Here is a 20,398-nt window from a genome sequence, read left to right on the forward strand (position 1 = left end):
TGCTCTGCCTGTTCCAGTTCACGGACCAGTACCGGAAACATATCATCGCCCACCTGAAAATATTCTGCCTCTGTATGCTCATGAGCAGGAAATGCTGAAAGATGACAGATATATTCTGACTGAACTGCTGCAGACGGGTCTTCAGCTTCTATCTTCTCATATATTTCCGGATCCGACTGGAGATACGGCAGGCTTTCTTTTCGTATTTTTTCGTACTGTATCTGCATGTGATCCGCAATACGGGACTGACCGAAAAGCATATACAGCAAAAGTCCAAATACAGGAAAAGCCATGATCAGCATTGTCCATCCCAGTTTGTAAGAGGGATTTATTCTTTTGTTCAGGATCCACAGTACAGAGATCACACTGATCACTGCAATGGCCAGAGAAATATATTTCGAATATTCAGCAAGCTTCCACACCAGAAGAAATAACCATATGAGCTGCAGCAGCATGGCCAACACCACATAAAATATCCTGTTAAACAAAAGCTTGATTACTTTTTTCAGAAACATAATCACAAAACTCATTTTACACTCCAGATTTAAAAATCCCTGACAACTAAATGTCAGGGATTTTTGCGCACAATTAATTATATTTACGTTTTCTTGCGGCTTCAGATTTTTTCTTACGACGAACGCTTGGTTTCTCGTAATGCTCTCTTTTGCGGATTTCCTGCTGGATACCTGCTTTTGCACAGCTTCTCTTGAATCTGCGAAGAGCGCTATCTAAAGTCTCGTTCTCTTTTACGATAACGTTTGACATAGACTCACACCTAACCTCCCTCCAGTTGTAGATTGTGCTAAAATACAACTGTCTGGGTATTTTTCTTGCACGAGTTATATTATATATCATAGGCTCGACTTTCGTCAACAGCTTTTGGTTAATTTTGCAAAATATTTTTATTTTTCTTTATGCCAGCTGCTGCTCCAGGATTCCTGCTGCCGCATCAATAGCTTCCTGTGCCTTTTCCGGATTTTTTCCTCCGGCCTGAGCCATATTCGGACGACCGCCTCCGCCGCCGCCTGCAATAGCTGCCACCGCCTTGATCAAATTTCCTGCATGAGCTCCGGCTTTCTGTGCTCCATCTGTAGCCATGGCAAGAAGATTTACTTTTCCGCCGTTTACAGCTGCAAGAAGCACAACACCTTCTCCAAGCTTTTCTTTCAGCTGGTCGCCCAGATCACGGAGTCCGTTCATGTCAACGCCCTCTACTTTTGCAGCAAGGAGCTTCACACCTTGTACTTCTACAACCTGATCCATAACATCGCCGAGAGATCCCTGTGCCAGTTTGCTCTTCAGAGAATCATTCTCACTGTGAAGAGCCTTTACCTCTGCCTGAAGATGCGTAATTTTTTCAGCCACTTCGGAAGGCTGGGTCTTCAGAGCCTTTGCAGCCTCTCTCAGCATATGTTCCTGATGTTTATAATATTCTACTACTGCATTTCCGGTAAGCGCCTCGATACGGCGGACACCTGCTGCAATACCAGATTCAGAAACAATCTTAAAGAGCATGATAGAGGATGTATTCTTTACATGAGTACCTCCGCAAAGCTCTTTAGAGAAGTCTCCCATAGATACCACACGTACCTTCTGATCATATTTTTCACCAAAAAGAGCCATAGCTCCGGATTTCTTTGCTTCCTCGATATCCATTACTGCTGTTTCTACCGGAAGGGCAGCCTGAATCTCCCGGTTTACAAGAGCTTCTGTTTTTTCCAGCTCTTCCTCTGTCATTGCCTGGAAATGGGCAAAGTCAAATCTTAATCTGTCCGGTGTTACCAGAGAACCTTTCTGCTCTACATGAGAGCCCAGAACTGTCTTTAATGCCTTCTGAAGCAGATGAGTAGCGCTGTGGTTCTTTTCTGTGTCACGGCGCTTGCTTTCTGCAACCTTAAGAGAAACAGTCTCTCCCTCAGAGATCATGCCGGATTCCATATATCCTACATGACCGAATTTACCGCCACGAAGCTTAATGGTATCTTCCACCACAAATTTTCCATTTGCAGTTTCGATCACACCAGTGTCACCTTCCTGACCGCCCATGGTAGCGTAGAAAGGAGTTTCTTTTACGAAAACAGTACCCTTCTGTCCCTCTACCAGAGAAGAAACCAGCTCGCTTTCTCCGGCAAGAACAGTTACCTCTGACTCATAAGAAAGATGATCATAGCCTGTAAACTCTGTTGTCACAGAAGGATCGATCTCATCATAAACCGTAGCGTCTGCCCCCATATAGTTAGTCACTTCACGGGCAGTACGTGCTTTTACTCTCTGCTCTTCCATTGCAGCCTGGAAGCCTTCCTCATCGATTCCGTAGCCCTTTTCTTCAAGGATCTCTTTTGTCAAATCCAGAGGGAATCCATAAGTATCATAAAGCTTAAATGCATTTTCTCCGGAAAGTGTTTTTTCGTCTTTTGCCTTCATCTCCTCTTCCATGTCAGAAAGGATGCGGAGACCCTGGTCAATGGTCTTGTTAAACTGATTTTCTTCATTGGTAAGAACCTTGAAGATAAATTCCTTTTTCTCTTCAAGCTCCGGATATCCGTCTTTAGATCCCTGGATTACTTCTGCACTTAATTTTGCAAGGAAAGTTCCTTCAATTCCCAGAAGGCGTCCGTGACGGGCTGCACGACGGATCAGACGACGAAGCACATAACCGCGTCCTTCATTCGTTGGCATAATACCGTCAGAAATCATAAATGTAGCAGAACGGATATGGTCTGTGATCAGACGAATGGACACGTCAGTCTGATAATCTTTGCCGTATTCCTTACCTGCCACCTCACATACCAGATTACGAAGAGAACAGATGGTATCCACATCAAAAATAGAATCCACATCCTGAACAACAACTGCCAGACGCTCCAGGCCCATTCCTGTATCAATATTCTTGTTCTGAAGTGTTTCGTAATTGCCATTTCCGTCATTTTCGAACTGTGTAAACACATTATTCCACACTTCCATATAGCGGTCGCATTCACATCCTACCGTACAATCCGGTTTACCGCATCCGTATTTTTCACCGCGGTCATAGTAGATCTCAGAGCATGGACCACATGGGCCTGCGCCATGCTCCCAGAAATTGTCTTCTTTTCCAAAGCGGAAAATACGTTCAGCCGGAATACCAACCTCTTTATTCCAGATTTCAAAAGCCTCATCATCCTCCAGATACACAGAAGGATACAGACGTTCCGGATCCAGTCCCACAACTTTTGTCAGGAACTCCCAGGACCAGGCAATGGCTTCATGCTTGAAATAATCTCCAAAAGAAAAGTTTCCAAGCATCTCAAAAAATGTGCCATGACGGGCTGTTTTACCTACGTTTTCAATATCGCCGGTACGAATACATTTCTGACAGGTTGCCACTCTTGTTCTTGGCGGGATCTCTGCTCCTGTAAAGTAAGGCTTCAGAGGAGCCATACCTGCATTGATCAGCAGAAGACTCTTATCTCCCTGTGGTACAAGGGAAAAGCTTTTCATAACAAGATGTCCCTTGCTCTCCATAAAATCCAGGAACATCTGACGAAGTTCGTTTACTCCGTATTTTTTCATGATTGTTTCCTCCTCTATTTCACACACACCTTATGGAATTTCTTTTTACCGCGTTTCAGCACCATGCCTTCTTCGCTGAAATCCTCTTTTTTTACTGTGTGTTTGATATCTGTGATCTTCTCACCGTCAATGGATACTCCACCCTGTTCGATGGCACGACGGCCCTCAGAACGGCTTGGTACAAGACCAGTTTTTACCAGCATGGTAATAAGGTCGATGCTGCCTTCCTGGAAATCCTCATCAGTCAGCTCTGTAGACGGCATGTTCTCTGTATTGGCACCGCCTGCAAAAAGTACTCTGGCGCCTTCCTGGGCTTTCTTTGCCTCTTCCTCGCCATGTACCAGATTGGTCAGCTCATACGCCAGTACTTCTTTGGCCTTGTTCAGCTGGCTGCCTTCCCATTTTGCCATTTCATCGATTTCTTCCAGAGGCAGGAAGGTAAGAAGACGCATACATTTGATCACATCTGCATCATCCACATTTCTCCAGTACTGGTAAAAATCAAAGGGAGAAGTTTTGTTCGGATCAAGCCATACGGCTCCGGACTGTGTCTTGCCCATTTTCTTTCCTTCAGAATTAAGGAGAAGTGTGATCGTCATGGCATGTGCATCCTTGCCAAGCTTTCTGCGGATCAGCTCTGTACCGCCCAGCATGTTGCTCCACTGGTCGTCGCCGCCGAACTGCATGTTGCAGCCGTATTTCTGGAACAGCATATAAAAGTCATAGCTCTGCATGATCATATAGTTAAATTCCAGGAAGCTCAATCCTCTTTCCATACGCTGCTTATAGCACTCTGCAGTAAGCATGCGGTTTACGGAAAAGTGAGCACCCACTTCGCGGAGAAGCTCTACATAATTCAGACCCATCAGCCAGTCTGCATTGTTTACCATCAGCGCTTTTCCTTCGGAAAAGTCAATAAAACGCTCCATCTGCTTTTTGAAACAGTCAATGTTGTGCTGGATGGTTTCTTTTGTCATCATCTGACGCATATCGGTTCTTCCGGAAGGGTCTCCGATCATACCGGTTCCGCCGCCGAGAAGAGCGATCGGACGGTTTCCTGCCATCTGAAGACGCTTCATCAGACACAGCGCCATAAAGTGTCCTACATGAAGGCTGTCTGCGGTAGGATCAAAGCCAATATAAAATGTAGCTTTTCCATTGTTTACCATCTCTTTGATCTCATCTTCGTTTGTCACCTGGGCGATCAGCCCTCTGGCCTGCAGTTCTTCCCAAACTGTCATAATATCTTCCTCCTATACTAAAAAGCCCGGTTCCTGTCCTTTTAGGACGAGAACCGGGTCCCGTGATACCACCTAAATTCACAGAAAGCGACTGCCTTCTGCCTCGTTAAGCACGATAACGTGTGCCGATCCGCTGCAGCCTACTTACAGGACTTCCTCTGTTCGGTGCAGAGCTCCGAGATGTATTCGCAAAAGTTCCGCACGCGCCTCTCACCCTCCGGCAGCTCTCTGTGTGCTTTCCTGAAGCTACTTCTTCTCTTCCAAGCCGTTTCATATACTTCTAAAAGTATACAAATCCGCCAATTATTTGTCAAGAGGGATTGCCCTGCAATTCATCAACTTAAAGTGTCAAAGAGCACTGTCAAGCCCCTGATCCGTATAAAGTTCGCTTCCGTCAGCTGCACTGGTTGCAAGCTGGTCGCACCTTTCGTTCAGAGGGTTGTCTGCATGCCCCTTAACCCAGCGGAACGTTACCTGATGTGGTTCTTTTGCTTTTAAAAGGCGCTTCCACAAATCCACATTTTTTACATCCTGATTTTTTCCACGCTTCCAGTTTTTTTTCAGCCATGAATCAATCCAGTGCTGATTAAACGCATCCACCAGATATTTGGAATCCGAAAAAAGCTCCACCTGGCAGGGACGGTTCAATGCTTCCAGCGCCGCAATGGCAGCCATCAGCTCCATACGGTTATTTGTTGTTTTTTTATATCCCCGGGATAATTCCCGTTCATGAAGCTGGCCTTTGGAATCCACGTACTGAAGGACAGCGCCGTAGCCTCCGGGACCATCGGGATTTCCTCTGGCAGCACCATCGGTATATATTTTTACATACATGTTGTTTCCTCCTGTTATTTTCTATGCACAGCAGATGAGTGCTTTCTTTTTTTGGCATCTGTAAGAATCCTGCGGGGATTTTTAATAAAAATTTCTTCTGCACAGGTACGGCCAAATTTCTTTTCCGCATAGACATAGGCTTCTCCCAGCCTGGAAACACGCTCCCTGCTTCCGTGGCTGTCTGATCCGACAAAATGCACTGCCCCCTGTTTCATCAACATTCTGCAGAAACGTTTTGTTCCAAATCCTTCTTTTCCAATAAGACTGTCTGCATTTATCTGAGTCATAGCTCCCATAGAGATCAGTTCTTCTACCAAACCGATATTTTCTCTCATAATATCATACCGTTCCACATGAGCAATAACTGGCTTATATCCACTGCTCAGAAGGGCATATAACCGTTCTCTGATATAAAAAGCGTCCATACGGTTAGAAAATTCTGTCAGCACATATCTGGAGCCCGCCATAGTTGGAACCTGACCGGAACGAAGAAGGGGGACCATATCGGTCTCGGCATGAAACTCACACCCTAAATACAGTCTAAGATCCTGGTCATACTCCCAGGCAGCTTCTCTCAGAATACGAAATTGTTTTTTTATTTCTGCCATAGGAGTTTCAAACATTCTTTTTCTGTGATGTGGTGTTACGATGATCGTGCGTACACCCTGGTCATATTCCATTTTCAGCATTTTTACAGCTTCTTTTAAATCCACTGCTCCGTCATCTACATAAGGGATCATATGGCAATGGATGTCAATAAGGCCTGATACCGGCATAAACGCCTTGCACCTCCAATATTATATCATTTCCGACAGGCTTTCCATACTCCTGTCTTTTCAAAATCAGCAGCCGCCTGCTCTGCCTCCTTTACGATTTCCGGAGAATACTCCAGCATAGACAGCAGTTTAATAGCATTTCTGCTTGTTGCACGTCCCTCTTTCAGAAGGTAGTTAAAAAGTACCTGATGCTTCTGCACCTCTTCCTCAAAATGAAGATTCCGGTACTGGCCTTCCAGAATATAGGACAGTTCAATGTCATGAGTGGCAGCAAAAGGAAGAACCCATTTCTGGTTCAGTGAACTGAGTATCCTGGAGGAAGCAGCAATTCGTTCAATGGTATTTGTCCCCCGCAGCACTTCATCAATAATGCAGAGAAGAGGCTCTCCCTTTGTGCTTTCATCCAATATCCTTTTCAGCGAGCGGATTTCTACGATAAAGTAGCTTTCTCCGCCAGAGAGATCGTCTCTTAGTGCCATGGAAGTCATCACTTTAAGAAAAGGCGCCTCATAGCAGGAGCATGTACAGGTCAGAACCGTTTGTGCAAGGATACTGTTGATGGCTATGTTTTTCAAAAAAGTAGATTTTCCGGATGCATTCGATCCTGTGATCAGAACGCCTGTTTCTGCTTCTATACTGTTTGCAACTGGCTCCTGGATCAAAGGATGATAAAGATCTTCCGTCTTCAGCCGGACATGATCCTCCTCCCTTTGTATAAATTCCGGTCTGCACCAGAGCGGCAGCAGCTCCCGGAAGGAAGCAATTGCAATAGCTGCATCTAGTTCTCCCAGATTGTCCAGAAGGTCCATAATCTCTTCCGTTTTTCCCTGGATAGATTTCAAAGTCTTATTGTATGTGATGATATCGATATGGAATACCATTCGGATATAGTCAAGCAGCAGCTGAGCCGGATCTCCCGAAGTTTCATTTTTACTGGTCAGGAAAAACGCGCGCTTTTTTAATCCGGCCAGTGCCTTTTTGCCGTTACGGATATGTTCCATCTGCCTTTTTATCTCCGGCCAGTCTACATTCTCCATTTTTTCCGCTATATCCAGCATACGTAAAAAGCTGGAAAAGCAACCCAGAAAAGCGCCGATCCTTGCTCTGTCATTTCCTGCATAATAGTAAATCACATTTCCTGTACTAAGCAGAACAAATAAAAGAAGACCTGCTACAGGATACAGAGGAAGGATCACAAAAAGTGTAAGAAGAAGCACGACTAATATCAGCCAATGAAACCCCGTACGGACTGTAGGAGCGTTTTCCAATGCTAAAATGGTATCCGCAAGGGAGCCATGCCAGGTTTTCCCTACCCCCGACAGCATCATCTGCATTTTTTCTCTTTTTTCTTTATTTTCTGCAAAAAAACAAATAAGCTCTTCTCTTTTCTCTATGTCCTCTTTATGAAACAACGGCCGTCTGAGCATATCATAGAGAACATCCTCTCCCGGGGAGGAAACCGTCTGATTGATCAGCATATAGATTCTGTCCATATCCAGATCATTCCAGGTAATATCATCTATACAGAAGCCCTGTCCTTCTTTTCTGCGGAAATAACGCGAAATATTTTCGATATCTCCCGGTGAATATTCCCGCTCCGGAACCTGTCCGTAAATTCTCTGTATCTTTCGCCGAAGACGGTTTTTACTTTTATATTTTTCATAACCGATCCATATGATAAACAAAACAAACAGCACTGCCGATATCAGGATCACCGTTATATATGGATGCATAAAACCACCTTCCTTTAGCTGAAACAAAATTCACACTATAATATATCAGTTCTTTTGTTAAGCTTGAGTATACTGAAAAAATTTTTCTCTGTCAATCATAAACCCTCTGTCACAGCGGACATCCTCTCCTCATAATATGAAGTGTAGAACAAATTACGGAGGCTTTTGTAATGAGTGATTTAGCTGCTGCAAACTGTGGTTGTGGAGAGGAAAGATGCGGATGCGGATGTGAAAATCAGTGTGGCTGTGGATGCAACACAGGAAACAGCATCACTGGCGGCAACTCCTGCAGCTGTATCCTCTGGATCATCATTCTTATGTGTATCTGCGGAAACAATAATAACAATAGCTGCGGATGCGGAAACCATGGCGGCGACTGCTGCTGGATTCTTGTGATCCTCCTTCTCCTCTGCGGCGGATGCGGCAATGGATGGGGCGGAAACAACGGCTGCTTCTGAGCATTTTCAGACAGAAAAGGCAGAGGTTAATCCCTCTGCTTTTCCTGCTGCTCTTTCTTCTCATCTTGCTCCTTCTTTTGTTTTTTCTCGTTTAGACATTCCAGATCTATTTCATAAAAAGCATTTCCTTCCAGGATAATTCTCTGTTTCTCTTCTTTCAAAGCAGTTCCTCCAGATATATGATCTGCTTTATTATATGACAGATGCTTTTTCGTGTACCATGGAGCATTTTCTATAAATGCTGCATACTATGAATACAGAAAACATACATTTTCAGCAAAGGAGTTTGTTTTATGGATCAGGAAAACATATCCCAAACTGCATTAGATCAAATGGTAAGCAGCGATCAGGGGCAGCTTCTCAAAGCAGCTGTACCTTATCTGCCGCCTCAGGGACAGCAGATGCTTTCCGTATACTCCAAACTTCAGGAGCTTTTCAATACCATACGATTATTTTCACCGGACCGGCAGGGAATGCAGTCCTGTGCCGCTGCTGCTTCTGATCCGCTGGAAATCCTTCAGGATCTCCGCCGGTTCAGTTACGGACACAGCCGACAGATGCTGGATCGTACTGCAGATATGATAGCTCTTATAGAAATCATGAAAGTTATAAATGAATAAATATCGTAAAAGGAAGGGATTTATATGGATACAAGCTGGCAAAATAATCCGAAACTTGCAGATATGGATAAAAGTAAGCTGGAAATGCTTCAGAATCTTGCAGAACAGGGAACCGGCAAAAATGCTTCTGATATGCTGCCATTTCTTATGAGTGCAGCCACCCAGGGAAAAAACAGCGGGCTTCGTTTTTCTTCCGAAGAAATTTCCACTGTACTTGAAGTCCTGAAAATGGGAAAATCTCCCCAGGAAGCTGCAAAGTTAGATCGTATTGTCAGTCTGATGAGAATGATCCGTTAAAGATCAGCTGTTCTTGCTGACTCCCTCCATAATACATTCTCTTAAAAATGCAAGTGCATGAGCAGTTGTCTGTTCCCGTATCTTGGCGCGATTGCCTGTAAAATGATACTCACGGACAACTGTTTTGCCATTATAGCAGCAGCCCATAAACACAGTTCCTACAGGCTTTTCTTTTGTACCGCCATCTGGTCCTGCAATTCCGGTAACAGAAAGGCATATATCTGTTTTAGCTACAAAACAACCGCCTTTTGCCATCTCTTTTGCACATTTTTCAGAAACAGCACCTTCCATTTTAAGCGTGGATTTTTTTACTCCCAGACTCTTGCGCTTTGCACGGTTGCTATAAGTGACCATTCCCTGAAGGAATACCTCTGATGCGCCTGGTACATTCACGATTCTGGAGGCAATGGCACCTCCTGTACAGGATTCTGCCAGGGAAAGAGTCAGCTTCTGGTCTTTCAGCATATCTACTACTGCTTCTTCCAAGGTTTTGCTTTCTTCTGTGGCAAAAATATTTTTTCCGAACCGGCTTTTCAGTTCTCTGACTACCGGTTTGATCAATTTCTTACAATCTTTTTCACTTTCCGCTTTAGCCGTCACTCTCAGATGAACTTCCCCTGTTTTCGCATAGGGAGCAATTGTAGGATTAGACTGTTTTTCAATCAGATCCTGAATCTCCTCTGCAACCTGACTTTCCCCAATGGAACAGATCTTTACCATCTGGGAATAAATAATCTCCGGCTGTTTTTTTCGAAGGAAAGGAAATACTTCTTCCTCAAACATAGGCTTCAGTTCATTTGGAGGTCCTGGAAGAAGGATTGCTGTTTTGCCATTTTTTTCAATGATCAGCCCCGGAGCTGTTCCATTATGATTATCAAGCACCAGTGCACCCTGAGGGACCATTGCCTGTTTGTAGTTATTCGATGTGATCCTGCGCTGAGAATCATTTTTTTCATACTGCTTCAGGTATGCTTCCAGAAGTTCTCTGCTGTGAGCATCCTCAACAAGGGGAAGTCCCAGAACCTCTGCTGTGATTTCTTTTGTAAGGTCGTCTTCAGTAGGTCCCAGACCTCCGGTAAGGATAACAACATCAGAACGATCCAGAGCTGTTTTGATCGTACTTCTCATTCGTTCTTCATTATCTCCCACCACAGTCTGATAATACAAAGTCAGACCAAGCTGCGCACATTTTTCTGCCAGATAAGCACTGTTTGTATTTACAATATTTCCAAGTAATATTTCTGTTCCCACTGCTACCAATTCTGTAATCATCTTTTGCAGCCTCCTTTTTTATCTCCTAAGTAAAATGAAACTTCCTGTTATTCCTGCATAGACAGTACAGAACGATTCTGCCAGATGTAGGTGATAAGAGAAATCACTGTCAGCGCCAGAGACAGCCAGATAAAAATCTGCTCCAGTACTGCAAATACCCCGCCAAAATGCAGGATCAGAAGGATGATCATTATCATCTGTGAAACTGTTTTAAATTTGCCCCAGTAATTTGCTGCGATCACAATACCGTTTTCTGCAGCGATCAGACGGAACCCACTGATAATAAACTCTCTTGCAATGATCACGATCACGATCCATGCCGAAAGTCTCTCCAGCTGGATCATACAGATCATAGCCGAACATACAAGCAGCTTATCTGCCAGAGGATCCATAAATTTTCCAAAGTTTGTTACCAGATGGTGCTTTCTTGCAAGATATCCATCAAACCAGTCTGTTACGCTGGCTCCCACAAAGATCACCAGGGAAATATACCTGTTTGCCTCTCCTCCGATGTCTGTCAACAAAAATAAAACCATAAAAGGAACAAGTATCATTCTGCCAACTGTTAGTTTATTCGGTGTATTCATCTGCCAATTCTCCTATCAAATCATATTCCAGTGCTCCGGTTACTTTAACTTTTGCAAAATCTCCCGTCATCAGAAGCTCCCCTGTCTGTACAAAAAGATATCCGTCTACCTTTGGGGCATCTCCGTATGTACGCGCAATATAAGCGCTTTCTCCAGAAACCTTTCCCTCGATCATAACCATCAGTTCCTGTCCGATACGATCATTTCCCTTTTCCAGAGATATTTCCTGCTGAAGTTCCATGATCTCATCTCTTCTTTCCTCCTTCAGTTCCTCCGGAACCTGATCTGTCATTTTTTCTGCAGGCGTTCCCTCTTCCGGAGAATAGGTAAAGGCTCCCAGCCGGTCAAATTCCATCTGGTCTACAAAGTCCATCAATTCCTGATGATCCGCTTCTGTTTCTCCCGGAAATCCTGTTATCAATGTAGTACGAAGAACAATATCCGGGATCTCTCTTCTTAATTTTTCTATGATTTCTGTAAGCTGGGCTCTGGTGGTGCGGCGCCCCATTCGCTTCAGGATTTTGTCACTTGCATGCTGAATAGGAAGATCAAGGTAATGGCATATCTTTTTTTCTTCCTTCATAACCTGGATCAGATCGTCATAAATTTCTTCCGGATAGCAGTAAAGTACACGAATCCAGCGGATTCCTTTGATCCGGCAAAGTTTTTTCAAAAGAATATGAAGAGTTTTCTTCCCGTAAAGATCTGTTCCGTATACAGTAGTCTCCTGAGCTACCAGGATCAGTTCTTTTACTCCCTGCTCTGCCATATATTCCGCCTGCGCAAGAAGCCTTTCTTCCGGCACACTGCGGAAGCTTCCTCTTAAAGACGGGATAATGCAGTAGGTACAATGCTTGTCACAGCCCTCTGCAATCTTCAGATATCCATAATGCCCCCCTGTAGTAAGTACCGGACGGCCGGTATCTTCCGGAAGCTCATTAATATCCCGGTATTCCTCAAAATGTCTTCCTGAACATGCTTCTTCTACTGCTTTCAGAATGTCTCTGTAAGAAGAAGTACCCAGAACAGCGTCCACCTCTGGAATTTCCTGAATGATTTCCTCCTTATAACGCTGTGCCATACATCCGGTTACGATCAGCGCCTTACAGGTACCTGATTTTTTGTATTCTGCCATTTCCAGGATGTTTTCAATACTTTCTTCTTTTGCATCGTGGATAAAGCAGCAGGTATTGATCACAATGATCTCTGCATCTTCTTCTGAATCTACGATCTCATGACCGTTTTCGGTAAGAAGTGCCAGCATCTCCTCTGAATTTGTCAGGTTCTTATCACAGCCCAGTGAAATAAATAATATTTTCATAAAATCTCCTGATATATATAAGGAGCGCTGTAAAAACAACGCCCCACTGTCTTTGTTTTATTCTTCGGTTTCTTCTGTAACTGTCTCTGCAGTTTCGGAAACAGTCTCTGCTTCTGCTGTTACCGCTTCTTCCGGCTGCGCTTCGTTTTCTTCTTCGCCATTATCTGCAACGATCTTTACCTGTCCCTGATAAAATTCATCAATGGCAACAGAAAGCGGTTTTTTTCCTGCCGCGCCTCTTACCATAGGCTCTGCGCCTGCAATAAGCTGACGTGCACGTTTGCTTGTAGCCAGTACAAGAGAGTAACGGCTGTTCAGCATCATTGTGTTGTCGTCTTCCTCTGCATTGTTATTAATTGCCTGAATCAGTTCTGAATAGGACGGATGAATCATATTATAAGTCTCCTTTCATTAATTCCCGGGATTGTTCCTGGATTTTTTTGATAAACTCTGTATTCCGCTGTGTTTTACAGCGTTCACTTGAAATGATCCGGTGAAGCTCGTCAACGCACTCCTCCAGTTCATCATTTACCAGAAGATAATCATAAGCTTCCATGCCTTCTGCTTCCTCAGACGCCCTGCTCAAACGAGAACGGATGACTTCCGGCGCTTCAGTTCCTCTTCCCACCAGTCGTCTTTCCAATTCTTCCATGTTGGGAGGCGTCACAAAAATCAGCACTGCTTCGGGGATCTTTTCTTTTATCTTCATCGCTCCCTGGATCTCTATCTCCAGGATTACATTTTTGCCTTCGGAAAGCTTCTCCTCCACATAAGGGCGGGGAGTCCCATAATAATTATCTACATATCTGGCATACTCCAAAAGCTGGTCTTCCCGAATCATCTGTTCTACTTCTTCTACGGTACGGAAAAAATATGCTTTTCCGTCTTCCTCTCCCGGTCTGGGAGCACGAGTAGTTACAGAAACGGATAACGCATACTCCTGATATTTTTCCAGGAGACGTCTCATAACCGTTCCCTTACCAGCTCCGGAAAATCCGGATACCACTGCCAAAACACCTTTACTCATGTTCTTCTCCTCTGTCTTCAAAATCATATGCCTCCGCAAATCGCCTTGCTATGGTTTCCGGCTGAAGAGCCGACAGCACAATATAGTCGTCCGAAGTAACGATTACAGCCTTTGTCTTACGCCCCTGTGTGGCATCCACCAGTGAGCGAGTTCCCTTAATGCTCTGTACCATACGCTTTACCGGTGCAGCATCCGGACTGACAACAGCAACAATCTTCTGAGAATTTACAACATTTCCAAAACCTACATTTATCAACTTTGCCACAGATCAGTCTGCCTCCATTACTCTATATTCTGGATCTGCTCACGGATCTTTTCTATTTCTGTTTTCAGATCGATCGCAATATCGGAAATCTGGATATCACTGGATTTTGACAGAATCGTGTTTGCCTCTCTGTTCATTTCCTGTGCCATAAAATCCAGTTTGCGTCCGATTCCTTCCTGCTCGCTGAGTATTTTTTTCATACCGCGGATATGACTGTGGAGCCGGACAGTTTCTTCATCATTACAGATTTTATCTGAAAAAAGAACAACCTCTGCCGCAATACGGTTATCATCGATCTGCGAATCCTCCAGAAGTTCATGAACCTTTGTTTCCAGCTTTTCTCTGTATGCCTGGACAACCTCCGGCGAACGCTTCTCTACCATAGAAACTTTTTCATCCAGTCCCTCCAGCTTAGCAAGCAGATCATTTTTCAAATGTTTTCCTTCCCGTTCTCTTGCTTCCACAAATCTTGTGCACGCTTCCTTCAAAGGCGTCTCCAGACAATTCCAGAGTTCCTCTTCGTTTACCGGCTGTTCTTCCATAGTCAGAACCTCCGGATATCTGGAAAGCATTGTCACGCTGATATCATTTTTCAGCTGGAACTCCTGTTCCATTTCTTTTAGGTATCCCAGATATTCTGCCGCAAGATCACGATTAAATTTCAGGGCAACGCTTCCTGCTGTATAGTCCTCGTAAGTAATAAAAATATCCACCTTGCCGCGCTGCATGTATGTCTTTATCAGATTACGGACCTGCCCCTCAAAAAGATTCAGCTTCCTGGGCATCTTGATGTTCAGATCCAGATATCTGTGATTCACTGATTTCAGCTCCACTGTGATCTTCCACTCTTTTGTCACGGCTTCAGCCCGGCCGAAGCCTGTCATACTTTTTATCATAATGTCTTCTCTCTTTGCAGATTACTTATATCTTTACATACAGATTGATTATAAAACATCTGAACAGGGTAGTCAATTATTTTTTCGGATTGTCTTATTTTCTCTCATCCCCAGATACCACTGCGGACTTCTTCTAAATGCTCCAGAATATAGTTGTATATTTCAATAGAAACATCGTCTGGATAATGAATCCCATCTAATGTAGAATAGCCATTTTCTGTCAGATGTGTATAGATATCGATATAATTAACACCGATCAAATTCGCCTCCATGGAAGAGTTAAAGCTTTCAATCTGGGCATTTGTCACATAAGGATCATTTTCTACCGGACCTACAGACACAAAATAGGTGGAAGCTCCCAGATCCGTCCACTCCTTCGCTTTCTGATTGATGTACTGAATATATTCATTTACATGATGAACATCATTTACCCCCATCAAAATAATCACTGCCGTATTGTCCTGGATCTCGTCTTCAATTTCCGGAACTCCGTCAGAAACCATCCAGTCATATCCCATAGAAGACAGACAGGACCATATACTGTCATCCTGAACTGCATCACGGATTCCTTCCGTTCTGGAATCTCCGATAAAAATAAGTTTATCATTGGTAACTGTCTTAGGATGATCCGGCTTACTGAGCATGCCTTCCTCTCCATAGACCTGTTCAAAGGAACAAACGAAAAAGCATAGCATCAGGATCAGAATACTGCCTCCAATAAAAATACTTTTTTTCACCGTCACACCTCCCAATATATCAGATATGTCTATTTTTTTACTATGACACAGTTTTTCCAGAATGTCAAACAACAGAAATATGCAGGTTTCCAACACTCCCCGGAATATCAGTATTTTATAAGATTTTTTTGCGCTGTATGCAAATACATGCTATACTGTAAACTATAAAATTTTAAAAAGGAGCAGCTTCTATGGCATTTGACGGAATTACCATTGCCGCAATGGTAAAGGAATTACATACATATCTGGATGGCGGCCGGTTCAACAAAATCGCACAGCCGGAATCGGACGCCCTCCTGATCACCGCAAAGGGAAGTCAGGGACAGTGCAGGCTTCTGCTTTCTGCAAGCGCCTCCCTTCCTCTGATTTATTTTATAGACAAAAATAAACCAAGCCCTCTTACTGCACCAAATTTCTGCATGTTTCTCCGGAAGCATATCGGAAGTGCAAAGATCGCAGATATCCGGCAGCCCGGTCTGGAGCGGGTAGTGGAATTTGAACTGGAGCATTTAAACGAAATGGGAGATCCCTGCAAAAAGATCCTGATCATGGAACTGATGGGAAAACACAGCAACATTATTTTCTGCGATGAAAACAGAATGATCCTGGACAGCATCAAGCATGTTTCCTCTCATATGAGTTCGGTTCGGGAGGTACTTCCGGGAAGACCTTACTTCCTTCCTCGGACACAGGAAAAAGCAGATCCTCTTACGATCACAGAAGAGGAATTTACAGAAACCGTGTGCAAAAAGCCCTGTAATATTTCCAGGGCCATCTACACCTCTCTTACGGGATTAAGTCCTCTGATCGCCGAGGAAATCTGCTTCCGTGCTTCCATCGACGGCAGCGATGCAGCTGCTTCGCTTAATGAAGCTGCATGCACACATCTGTACCATACTTTCCAGCGGCTGATGGATCAGGTTAAAGAGGGGGATTTTACTCCTAATATTATTTACCGGGGAACAGAGCCTGTGGAATATTCCGTACTTCCCCTGACACAGTTTGGAACGGAATACCACAGCGAATCTTTTACTACTGTATCTGCCATGCTGGATTCTTACTATTCCTCACGGGATACCCTGAACCGTATACGGCAGAAATCCTCTGATCTGCGCAGAATCGTACAGACCGCCCTGGAGCGCAACCGCAAAAAATTTGCACTTCAGTCCAAACAGATGAAGGATACATCCAAAAAAGAAAAATATCGGGTCTACGGAGAACTGATCAACACCTATGGCTACGGACTGGAAGAGGGCTGCAAATCTTTCCAGGCTCTGAACTACTATACCAACGAAGAGATCACCATTCCTCTGGATCCAACCCTCACCGCCGGAGAAAACGCCAAGAAGTATTTTGACCGCTACGGAAAGCTGAAACGTACAGAAGAAGCTCTGACAGAACAGATTGCCGAAACTCAGTCAGAAATCGAACACCTGGAATCTATTTCCAATGCACTGGATATTGCACGGGCAGAAAGCGATTTAAGCCAGATCAAAGAAGAACTTACAGAATATGGTTTTATTAAAAAGCATTCTTCTTCCAGGAAAGGCCAGAAAGCACAGTCAAAATCCAAACCTTTCCACTATATTTCCAGCGATGGCTTCGATATATTTGTAGGAAAAAATAATTTCCAGAATGACGAGCTTACCTTTCGGCTGGCTTCCGGTAATGACTGGTGGTTCCATGCAAAAAAAATGGCAGGATCCCATGTAGTGGTAAAAACACCGGACGGAGAAATGCCGGACCGTACTTTTGAAGAAGCCGGACGTCTGGCTGCCTTTTACTCCAAAGGCCGGACTGCTCCCAAAGTAGAGATTGACTATATCCAGAAAAAACATGTCAAAAAACCTGCCGGAGCCAAACCGGGATTTGTTGTTTACTATACCAACTACTCTCTGATGGCTGAGCCGGACATCTCAGATATCAAAGAAGCGCCCCAAATGTAACAGGGCGCTTCTTTTTCTGCATCAGATCAACTTTTATTCTGTTTTTCTTCCCGGTATCTTCCAGGTGTCATGCCATAAGCTCTGCGAAAAGCTGCAATGAACGCACTTGCAGAGGGAAAACAGGTCTTCATGGCAATTTCTGTCACACTGTCCCCGGCGGTTTCCAAAAAAGCAGCCGCCGCCTGCAGACGATAATTCTGCAGATACTGATAAGGAGAATATCCCGTATATTTTTTAAAACAACGAAGGGTTTCTGTCGGACTTACATTTGCTGAGGCTGAAATTTCCTTCAGGGTCAGTTTTCTGTCGTAATTCCGATGAACAAAATCCAGCAGCTTCTGGATTCGTTCATGGTCTCTTTCCCCGGCAGGAATCAAATCTTTTTCTGTATCTCCCAGGGCTGTTGCTGTTTCCAGCCAGAGTTCGTTCAGCTTCAAAGACACCCGGTACTCCCAGTTCGGAGGTCTTTTTTCCTGAAAATACAGATCATCCAAATCTCTGATCATTCTCAGCACTGCCTGATCTTCTTTCTTCTCCGGCCAAAAACATTGTCCCGAAATAAAAGGATTCTCAACAATTCTCAGAACCGTTTCCTCCATAATGCTGCCTTTAAAAAAGCCAAGAAAGTTTTTGGGGATCAGAAAGCTGTGATAGCTGCAGTCCTCTTTTTCTGCGATATAATGGAGTACATTCCTGTTGATAAACATGCAGCATCCCCTGGACAGATCAAACTCCTGCTCCCATAATTTAAAATGTACTACACCTTTTTTTATGTATACAAACTGCAGTTCTTCATGCCAGTGAAGGTGGCGAAAGCCCTCATTAAAAGGAATGCAGGCTTTATGTTTTACATCCAGTACCAGAAGCGGAAATCTGGTATCATGATAGGGATTATGAGAATAAACAGGCGTATCATTTGGATAAGATTTCATTTAATTCCTCAATGTCAAATTCTATTTCCGGAAGCAGCTCAAAATAAAAATCCGAATACTTTTCTGTAAGAGCAGCAATACATTTTGTCTGCAGCATCTTAAAACGTCTTACGGAAAGCTCGTCTTTATTCAGCGTGATATAAGCACTGATCCAGAGTTTTCTCCCGGTTCTTACAATTTCGTAGTGACATTCTGAGCAGTTGCTTTCCCGGATGATCGGTTCTACCAGACTTTTGATTTCCTCTACTGTCTCCTCCTCCGGCGAGATCAGAAGCAGATCTCTGATTCCGGTGATCACTGTTTTGATCGGAATCGGAAGCATGACTACAGACAAGATCATGGTCAGAAGAGAATCCAGATATGGAACAAAAGCCTGGAACCACGGAAACGGAACGATCATAGGAAGTACAAAAGCTGCCGTCATCCCAAGGGAAATAATACTGTCGATCTTCCACCCTTCCATTTCTACTTCTACCGTCGGAGATTTGATGTTTTTGTTTTTCTTTTTCAGATAAATCGTTACTGCAATGCCTAGCACGCAGGCAGTGAGCTCAAACCATGCAACCACCCCAAAGTCAACAGTCCGTCCTCCATGGAGCAGGATATTGATACTGTTTGTAATCAGTCCCACTGTAACGGTGGTCATTGTAATTCCCTTGATAACGAGAAAAACCGTTTCTATCTGCATATGTCCAAAGGGATATTTCTCATTGCTTGGCCGATACAGAAGGGGAATGATAAGAACAGAAGGAAGGAGCATGAAAAATTCTATTCCGTCATAAACCGCATCCAGAAGCACTGCCTGGGATCCGGTCACCACTGCCATCACAAGTTCCAGTATGACAAAAAAGAGATTTCCATAAAGAGACACGGTCATTGCTTTCTTTTCTTTTTTTGATCTTCGTTTTCCTGTACGCATAAATTCACCTGACTGTTCTGTTTTGATGTTTTTCATATATAGTTTACCTGTTATTTTGCTATTTTTCAAGAATAAACTGTGATATTATGACATCATCAAACAAGAAAGGAAAACTCAAATGATTATTGATGGAAATGAAATTGAAAAAAAAGCCATGAAAGAATTTCATCTTGGAAACAGAAAAGAAGGACTTCGGATACAGGAAGAGTTTGCGTCCGCTTTCCGTGCAGAATACGCACAGAAGGATCACTGTCCCTGTACAAAAGCCTGTCGTTATCACGGCAACTGCAAAGAATGTGTTGCCATCCACAGAGCTCATCAGGAACATGTGCCCAACTGTATGCGTACTATGATCAATCAAAAAATTGCTGTTCTGTCTGAGCTGACAGAACATACTTATAGTGAAACATCCTCAATCAGATAGACCGGCTATCACCGTATTAATTTATGGTGTATACCCAGTTTTCTTTGCGAGGCTTTGTATGAGGATATTCACCTTCTGTATATCCGAGGACACAATGTCCGATTCCTTCATAATCCCCCTCGATTCCTAATGATTCCAGGATTTCTTTTCCCTCCGGAAGCTGAAATTCCTCCTTTGCACGATGGATCCAGCAGCTTCCGATTCCAAGGGAGTGGGCAGCCAGCATAAGATTTCCCATAACAAGACTTCCATCATACAAATAGGTTGGGGCCGTTTTATCTGCAAGAACGATCAGAACAGCAGGAGCTCCATAAAAGGGATCGGAATCTGTACCCATAATCTCCCCATTCAGCCTGGAAAGTTTCCTGATCAGTTCTCTGTTTGTGATCTTGATAATAACAGGAGACTGACAGTTTCTTCCTGTTGCTGCCCAGGTTCCTGCTTCCACAATCTGATCCAGGATTTCTTCCGGAATCGGATCCGGCTTAAATTTACGCACACTTCTTCTTGTCTGCATCAATTCCAGTGTTTTGTTTAATTCGCTCATAACAAATACCTCCA

The 20,398-nt window shown here is 43.8% G+C and carries 24 protein-coding genes and 1 other annotated feature; of the genes, 5 read left to right on the forward strand and 19 right to left on the reverse strand.

Annotation, left to right across the window (positions count from 1 at the left end; translation table 11 throughout):
* From RDS42_RS01905 to RDS42_RS01935, 7 genes are all read right to left on the reverse strand, one after another.
* A partial coding sequence (locus RDS42_RS01905) for a PLD nuclease N-terminal domain-containing protein (protein ID WP_308782097.1) occupies nt 1-530 on the reverse strand: 530 nt, incomplete at its 3' end.
* Between the two features lie 58 nt (nt 531-588).
* Nucleotides 589-765 (reverse strand): 30S ribosomal protein S21, encoded by a 177-nt coding sequence (gene rpsU, locus RDS42_RS01910; RefSeq protein ID WP_004222305.1) that lies wholly within the window; start codon nt 763-765, stop codon nt 589-591.
* Between the two features lie 147 nt (nt 766-912).
* Entirely contained in the window at nt 913-3,552 is a 2,640-nt protein-coding gene (gene alaS / locus RDS42_RS01915) for an alanine--tRNA ligase (RefSeq protein WP_308782098.1), read from the reverse strand.
* A 14-nt stretch (nt 3,553-3,566) separates the two neighbouring features.
* Nucleotides 3,567-4,793 (reverse strand): tyrosine--tRNA ligase, encoded by a 1,227-nt coding sequence (gene tyrS, locus RDS42_RS01920; protein WP_308782099.1) that lies wholly within the window; start codon nt 4,791-4,793, stop codon nt 3,567-3,569.
* A gap of 39 nt (nt 4,794-4,832) precedes the next feature.
* Nucleotides 4,833-5,065: a binding site (T-box leader), on the reverse strand.
* Nucleotides 5,066-5,141: 76 nt separating this feature from the next.
* The gene (gene rnhA / locus RDS42_RS01925; protein WP_308782100.1) at nt 5,142-5,627 is read right to left on the reverse strand and encodes a ribonuclease HI; all 486 of its coding nucleotides are present in this window, start codon (nt 5,625-5,627) and stop codon (nt 5,142-5,144) included.
* A 14-nt stretch (nt 5,628-5,641) separates the two neighbouring features.
* A complete protein-coding gene (locus RDS42_RS01930) occupies nt 5,642-6,403 on the reverse strand; it encodes a CpsB/CapC family capsule biosynthesis tyrosine phosphatase (RefSeq protein ID WP_308782101.1) in 762 nt (253 codons plus the stop codon).
* Between the two features lie 26 nt (nt 6,404-6,429).
* A complete protein-coding gene (locus tag RDS42_RS01935) occupies nt 6,430-8,136 on the reverse strand; it encodes a DNA mismatch repair protein MutS (protein ID WP_308782102.1) in 1,707 nt (568 codons plus the stop codon).
* A gap of 170 nt (nt 8,137-8,306) precedes the next feature.
* Here RDS42_RS01935 and RDS42_RS01940 point away from each other — a divergent pair, with 170 nt between their 5' ends.
* Nucleotides 8,307-8,594 carry a hypothetical protein gene (locus RDS42_RS01940; RefSeq protein WP_308782103.1) on the forward strand — a complete coding sequence of 96 codons (288 nt, stop codon included), beginning with the start codon at nt 8,307-8,309 and terminating at the stop codon, nt 8,592-8,594.
* A 26-nt stretch (nt 8,595-8,620) separates the two neighbouring features.
* Here RDS42_RS01940 and RDS42_RS01945 read toward each other — a convergent pair whose 3' ends face one another.
* Complete coding sequence (locus tag RDS42_RS01945; RefSeq protein WP_308782104.1) at nt 8,621-8,755, reverse strand: hypothetical protein; 135 nt, start codon at nt 8,753-8,755, stop codon at nt 8,621-8,623.
* Nucleotides 8,756-8,887: 132 nt separating this feature from the next.
* On the opposite strand from RDS42_RS01945, the gene RDS42_RS01950 reads away from it, so the two are divergent.
* The gene (locus RDS42_RS01950; RefSeq protein ID WP_308782105.1) at nt 8,888-9,214 is read left to right on the forward strand and encodes a hypothetical protein; all 327 of its coding nucleotides are present in this window, start codon (nt 8,888-8,890) and stop codon (nt 9,212-9,214) included.
* 24 nt (nt 9,215-9,238) lie between these two features.
* On the forward strand, nt 9,239-9,511 hold the full coding sequence (locus tag RDS42_RS01955; protein ID WP_308782106.1) for a hypothetical protein: 273 nt from the start codon (nt 9,239-9,241) through the stop codon (nt 9,509-9,511).
* Nucleotides 9,512-9,514: 3 nt separating this feature from the next.
* Here RDS42_RS01955 and RDS42_RS01960 read toward each other — a convergent pair whose 3' ends face one another.
* The 8 genes from RDS42_RS01960 to RDS42_RS01995 all read right to left on the reverse strand — a co-directional run bounded on the left by RDS42_RS01960 (nt 9,515) and on the right by RDS42_RS01995 (nt 15,616).
* Complete coding sequence (locus RDS42_RS01960) at nt 9,515-10,783, reverse strand: competence/damage-inducible protein A (RefSeq protein ID WP_308782107.1); 1,269 nt, start codon at nt 10,781-10,783, stop codon at nt 9,515-9,517.
* A 47-nt stretch (nt 10,784-10,830) separates the two neighbouring features.
* Nucleotides 10,831-11,370, reverse strand: a complete 540-nt coding sequence (gene pgsA, locus RDS42_RS01965; protein ID WP_308782108.1) for a CDP-diacylglycerol--glycerol-3-phosphate 3-phosphatidyltransferase — start codon at nt 11,368-11,370, stop codon at nt 10,831-10,833.
* Entirely contained in the window at nt 11,354-12,691 is a 1,338-nt protein-coding gene (gene rimO, locus RDS42_RS01970) for a 30S ribosomal protein S12 methylthiotransferase RimO (RefSeq protein ID WP_308782109.1), read from the reverse strand. The genes pgsA and rimO overlap by 17 nt, the downstream gene beginning before the upstream one ends.
* A gap of 57 nt (nt 12,692-12,748) precedes the next feature.
* Nucleotides 12,749-13,084, reverse strand: a complete 336-nt coding sequence (gene rpoZ / locus RDS42_RS01975; RefSeq protein ID WP_308782110.1) for a DNA-directed RNA polymerase subunit omega — start codon at nt 13,082-13,084, stop codon at nt 12,749-12,751.
* Nucleotide 13,085: 1 nt separating this feature from the next.
* The gene (gmk, locus tag RDS42_RS01980) at nt 13,086-13,718 is read right to left on the reverse strand and encodes a guanylate kinase (protein ID WP_308782111.1); all 633 of its coding nucleotides are present in this window, start codon (nt 13,716-13,718) and stop codon (nt 13,086-13,088) included.
* Nucleotides 13,711-13,983: a DUF370 domain-containing protein gene (locus tag RDS42_RS01985; RefSeq protein WP_308782112.1), complete on the reverse strand. Its 273-nt coding sequence runs from the start codon at nt 13,981-13,983 to the stop codon at nt 13,711-13,713. The genes gmk and RDS42_RS01985 overlap by 8 nt, the downstream gene beginning before the upstream one ends.
* Before the next feature lie 17 nt (nt 13,984-14,000).
* Complete coding sequence (locus RDS42_RS01990) at nt 14,001-14,879, reverse strand: YicC/YloC family endoribonuclease (protein WP_308782113.1); 879 nt, start codon at nt 14,877-14,879, stop codon at nt 14,001-14,003.
* Nucleotides 14,880-14,983: 104 nt separating this feature from the next.
* Entirely contained in the window at nt 14,984-15,616 is a 633-nt protein-coding gene (locus RDS42_RS01995; RefSeq protein WP_308782114.1) for an SGNH/GDSL hydrolase family protein, read from the reverse strand.
* 191 nt (nt 15,617-15,807) lie between these two features.
* Between RDS42_RS01995 and RDS42_RS02000 the strand changes: the two genes are divergently transcribed.
* Nucleotides 15,808-17,562, forward strand: coding sequence for an NFACT RNA binding domain-containing protein (locus RDS42_RS02000; protein ID WP_308782115.1), 1,755 nt, complete (start codon nt 15,808-15,810; stop codon nt 17,560-17,562).
* A 26-nt stretch (nt 17,563-17,588) separates the two neighbouring features.
* On the opposite strand, the gene RDS42_RS02005 is transcribed toward RDS42_RS02000, so the two are convergent.
* Both RDS42_RS02005 and RDS42_RS02010 read right to left on the reverse strand, forming a co-directional pair.
* Nucleotides 17,589-18,494 (reverse strand): AraC family transcriptional regulator, encoded by a 906-nt coding sequence (locus RDS42_RS02005; RefSeq protein ID WP_308782116.1) that lies wholly within the window; start codon nt 18,492-18,494, stop codon nt 17,589-17,591.
* On the reverse strand, nt 18,475-19,413 hold the full coding sequence (locus RDS42_RS02010) for a cation diffusion facilitator family transporter (RefSeq protein ID WP_308782124.1): 939 nt from the start codon (nt 19,411-19,413) through the stop codon (nt 18,475-18,477). Before RDS42_RS02010 ends, RDS42_RS02005 begins: the two co-directional genes overlap by 20 nt.
* 118 nt (nt 19,414-19,531) lie before the next feature.
* Between RDS42_RS02010 and RDS42_RS02015 the strand changes: the two genes are divergently transcribed.
* Nucleotides 19,532-19,837, forward strand: a complete 306-nt coding sequence (locus RDS42_RS02015) for an LPS biosynthesis protein (RefSeq protein ID WP_308782117.1) — start codon at nt 19,532-19,534, stop codon at nt 19,835-19,837.
* A gap of 16 nt (nt 19,838-19,853) precedes the next feature.
* Here RDS42_RS02015 and RDS42_RS02020 read toward each other — a convergent pair whose 3' ends face one another.
* A complete protein-coding gene (locus RDS42_RS02020) occupies nt 19,854-20,384 on the reverse strand; it encodes a nitroreductase (RefSeq protein WP_308782118.1) in 531 nt (176 codons plus the stop codon).
* Nucleotides 20,385-20,398: the final 14 nt, after the last annotated feature.

The organism is uncultured Blautia sp. (assembly GCF_902497045.1).
GTDB lineage: Bacteria > Bacillota > Clostridia > Lachnospirales > Lachnospiraceae > Blautia_A.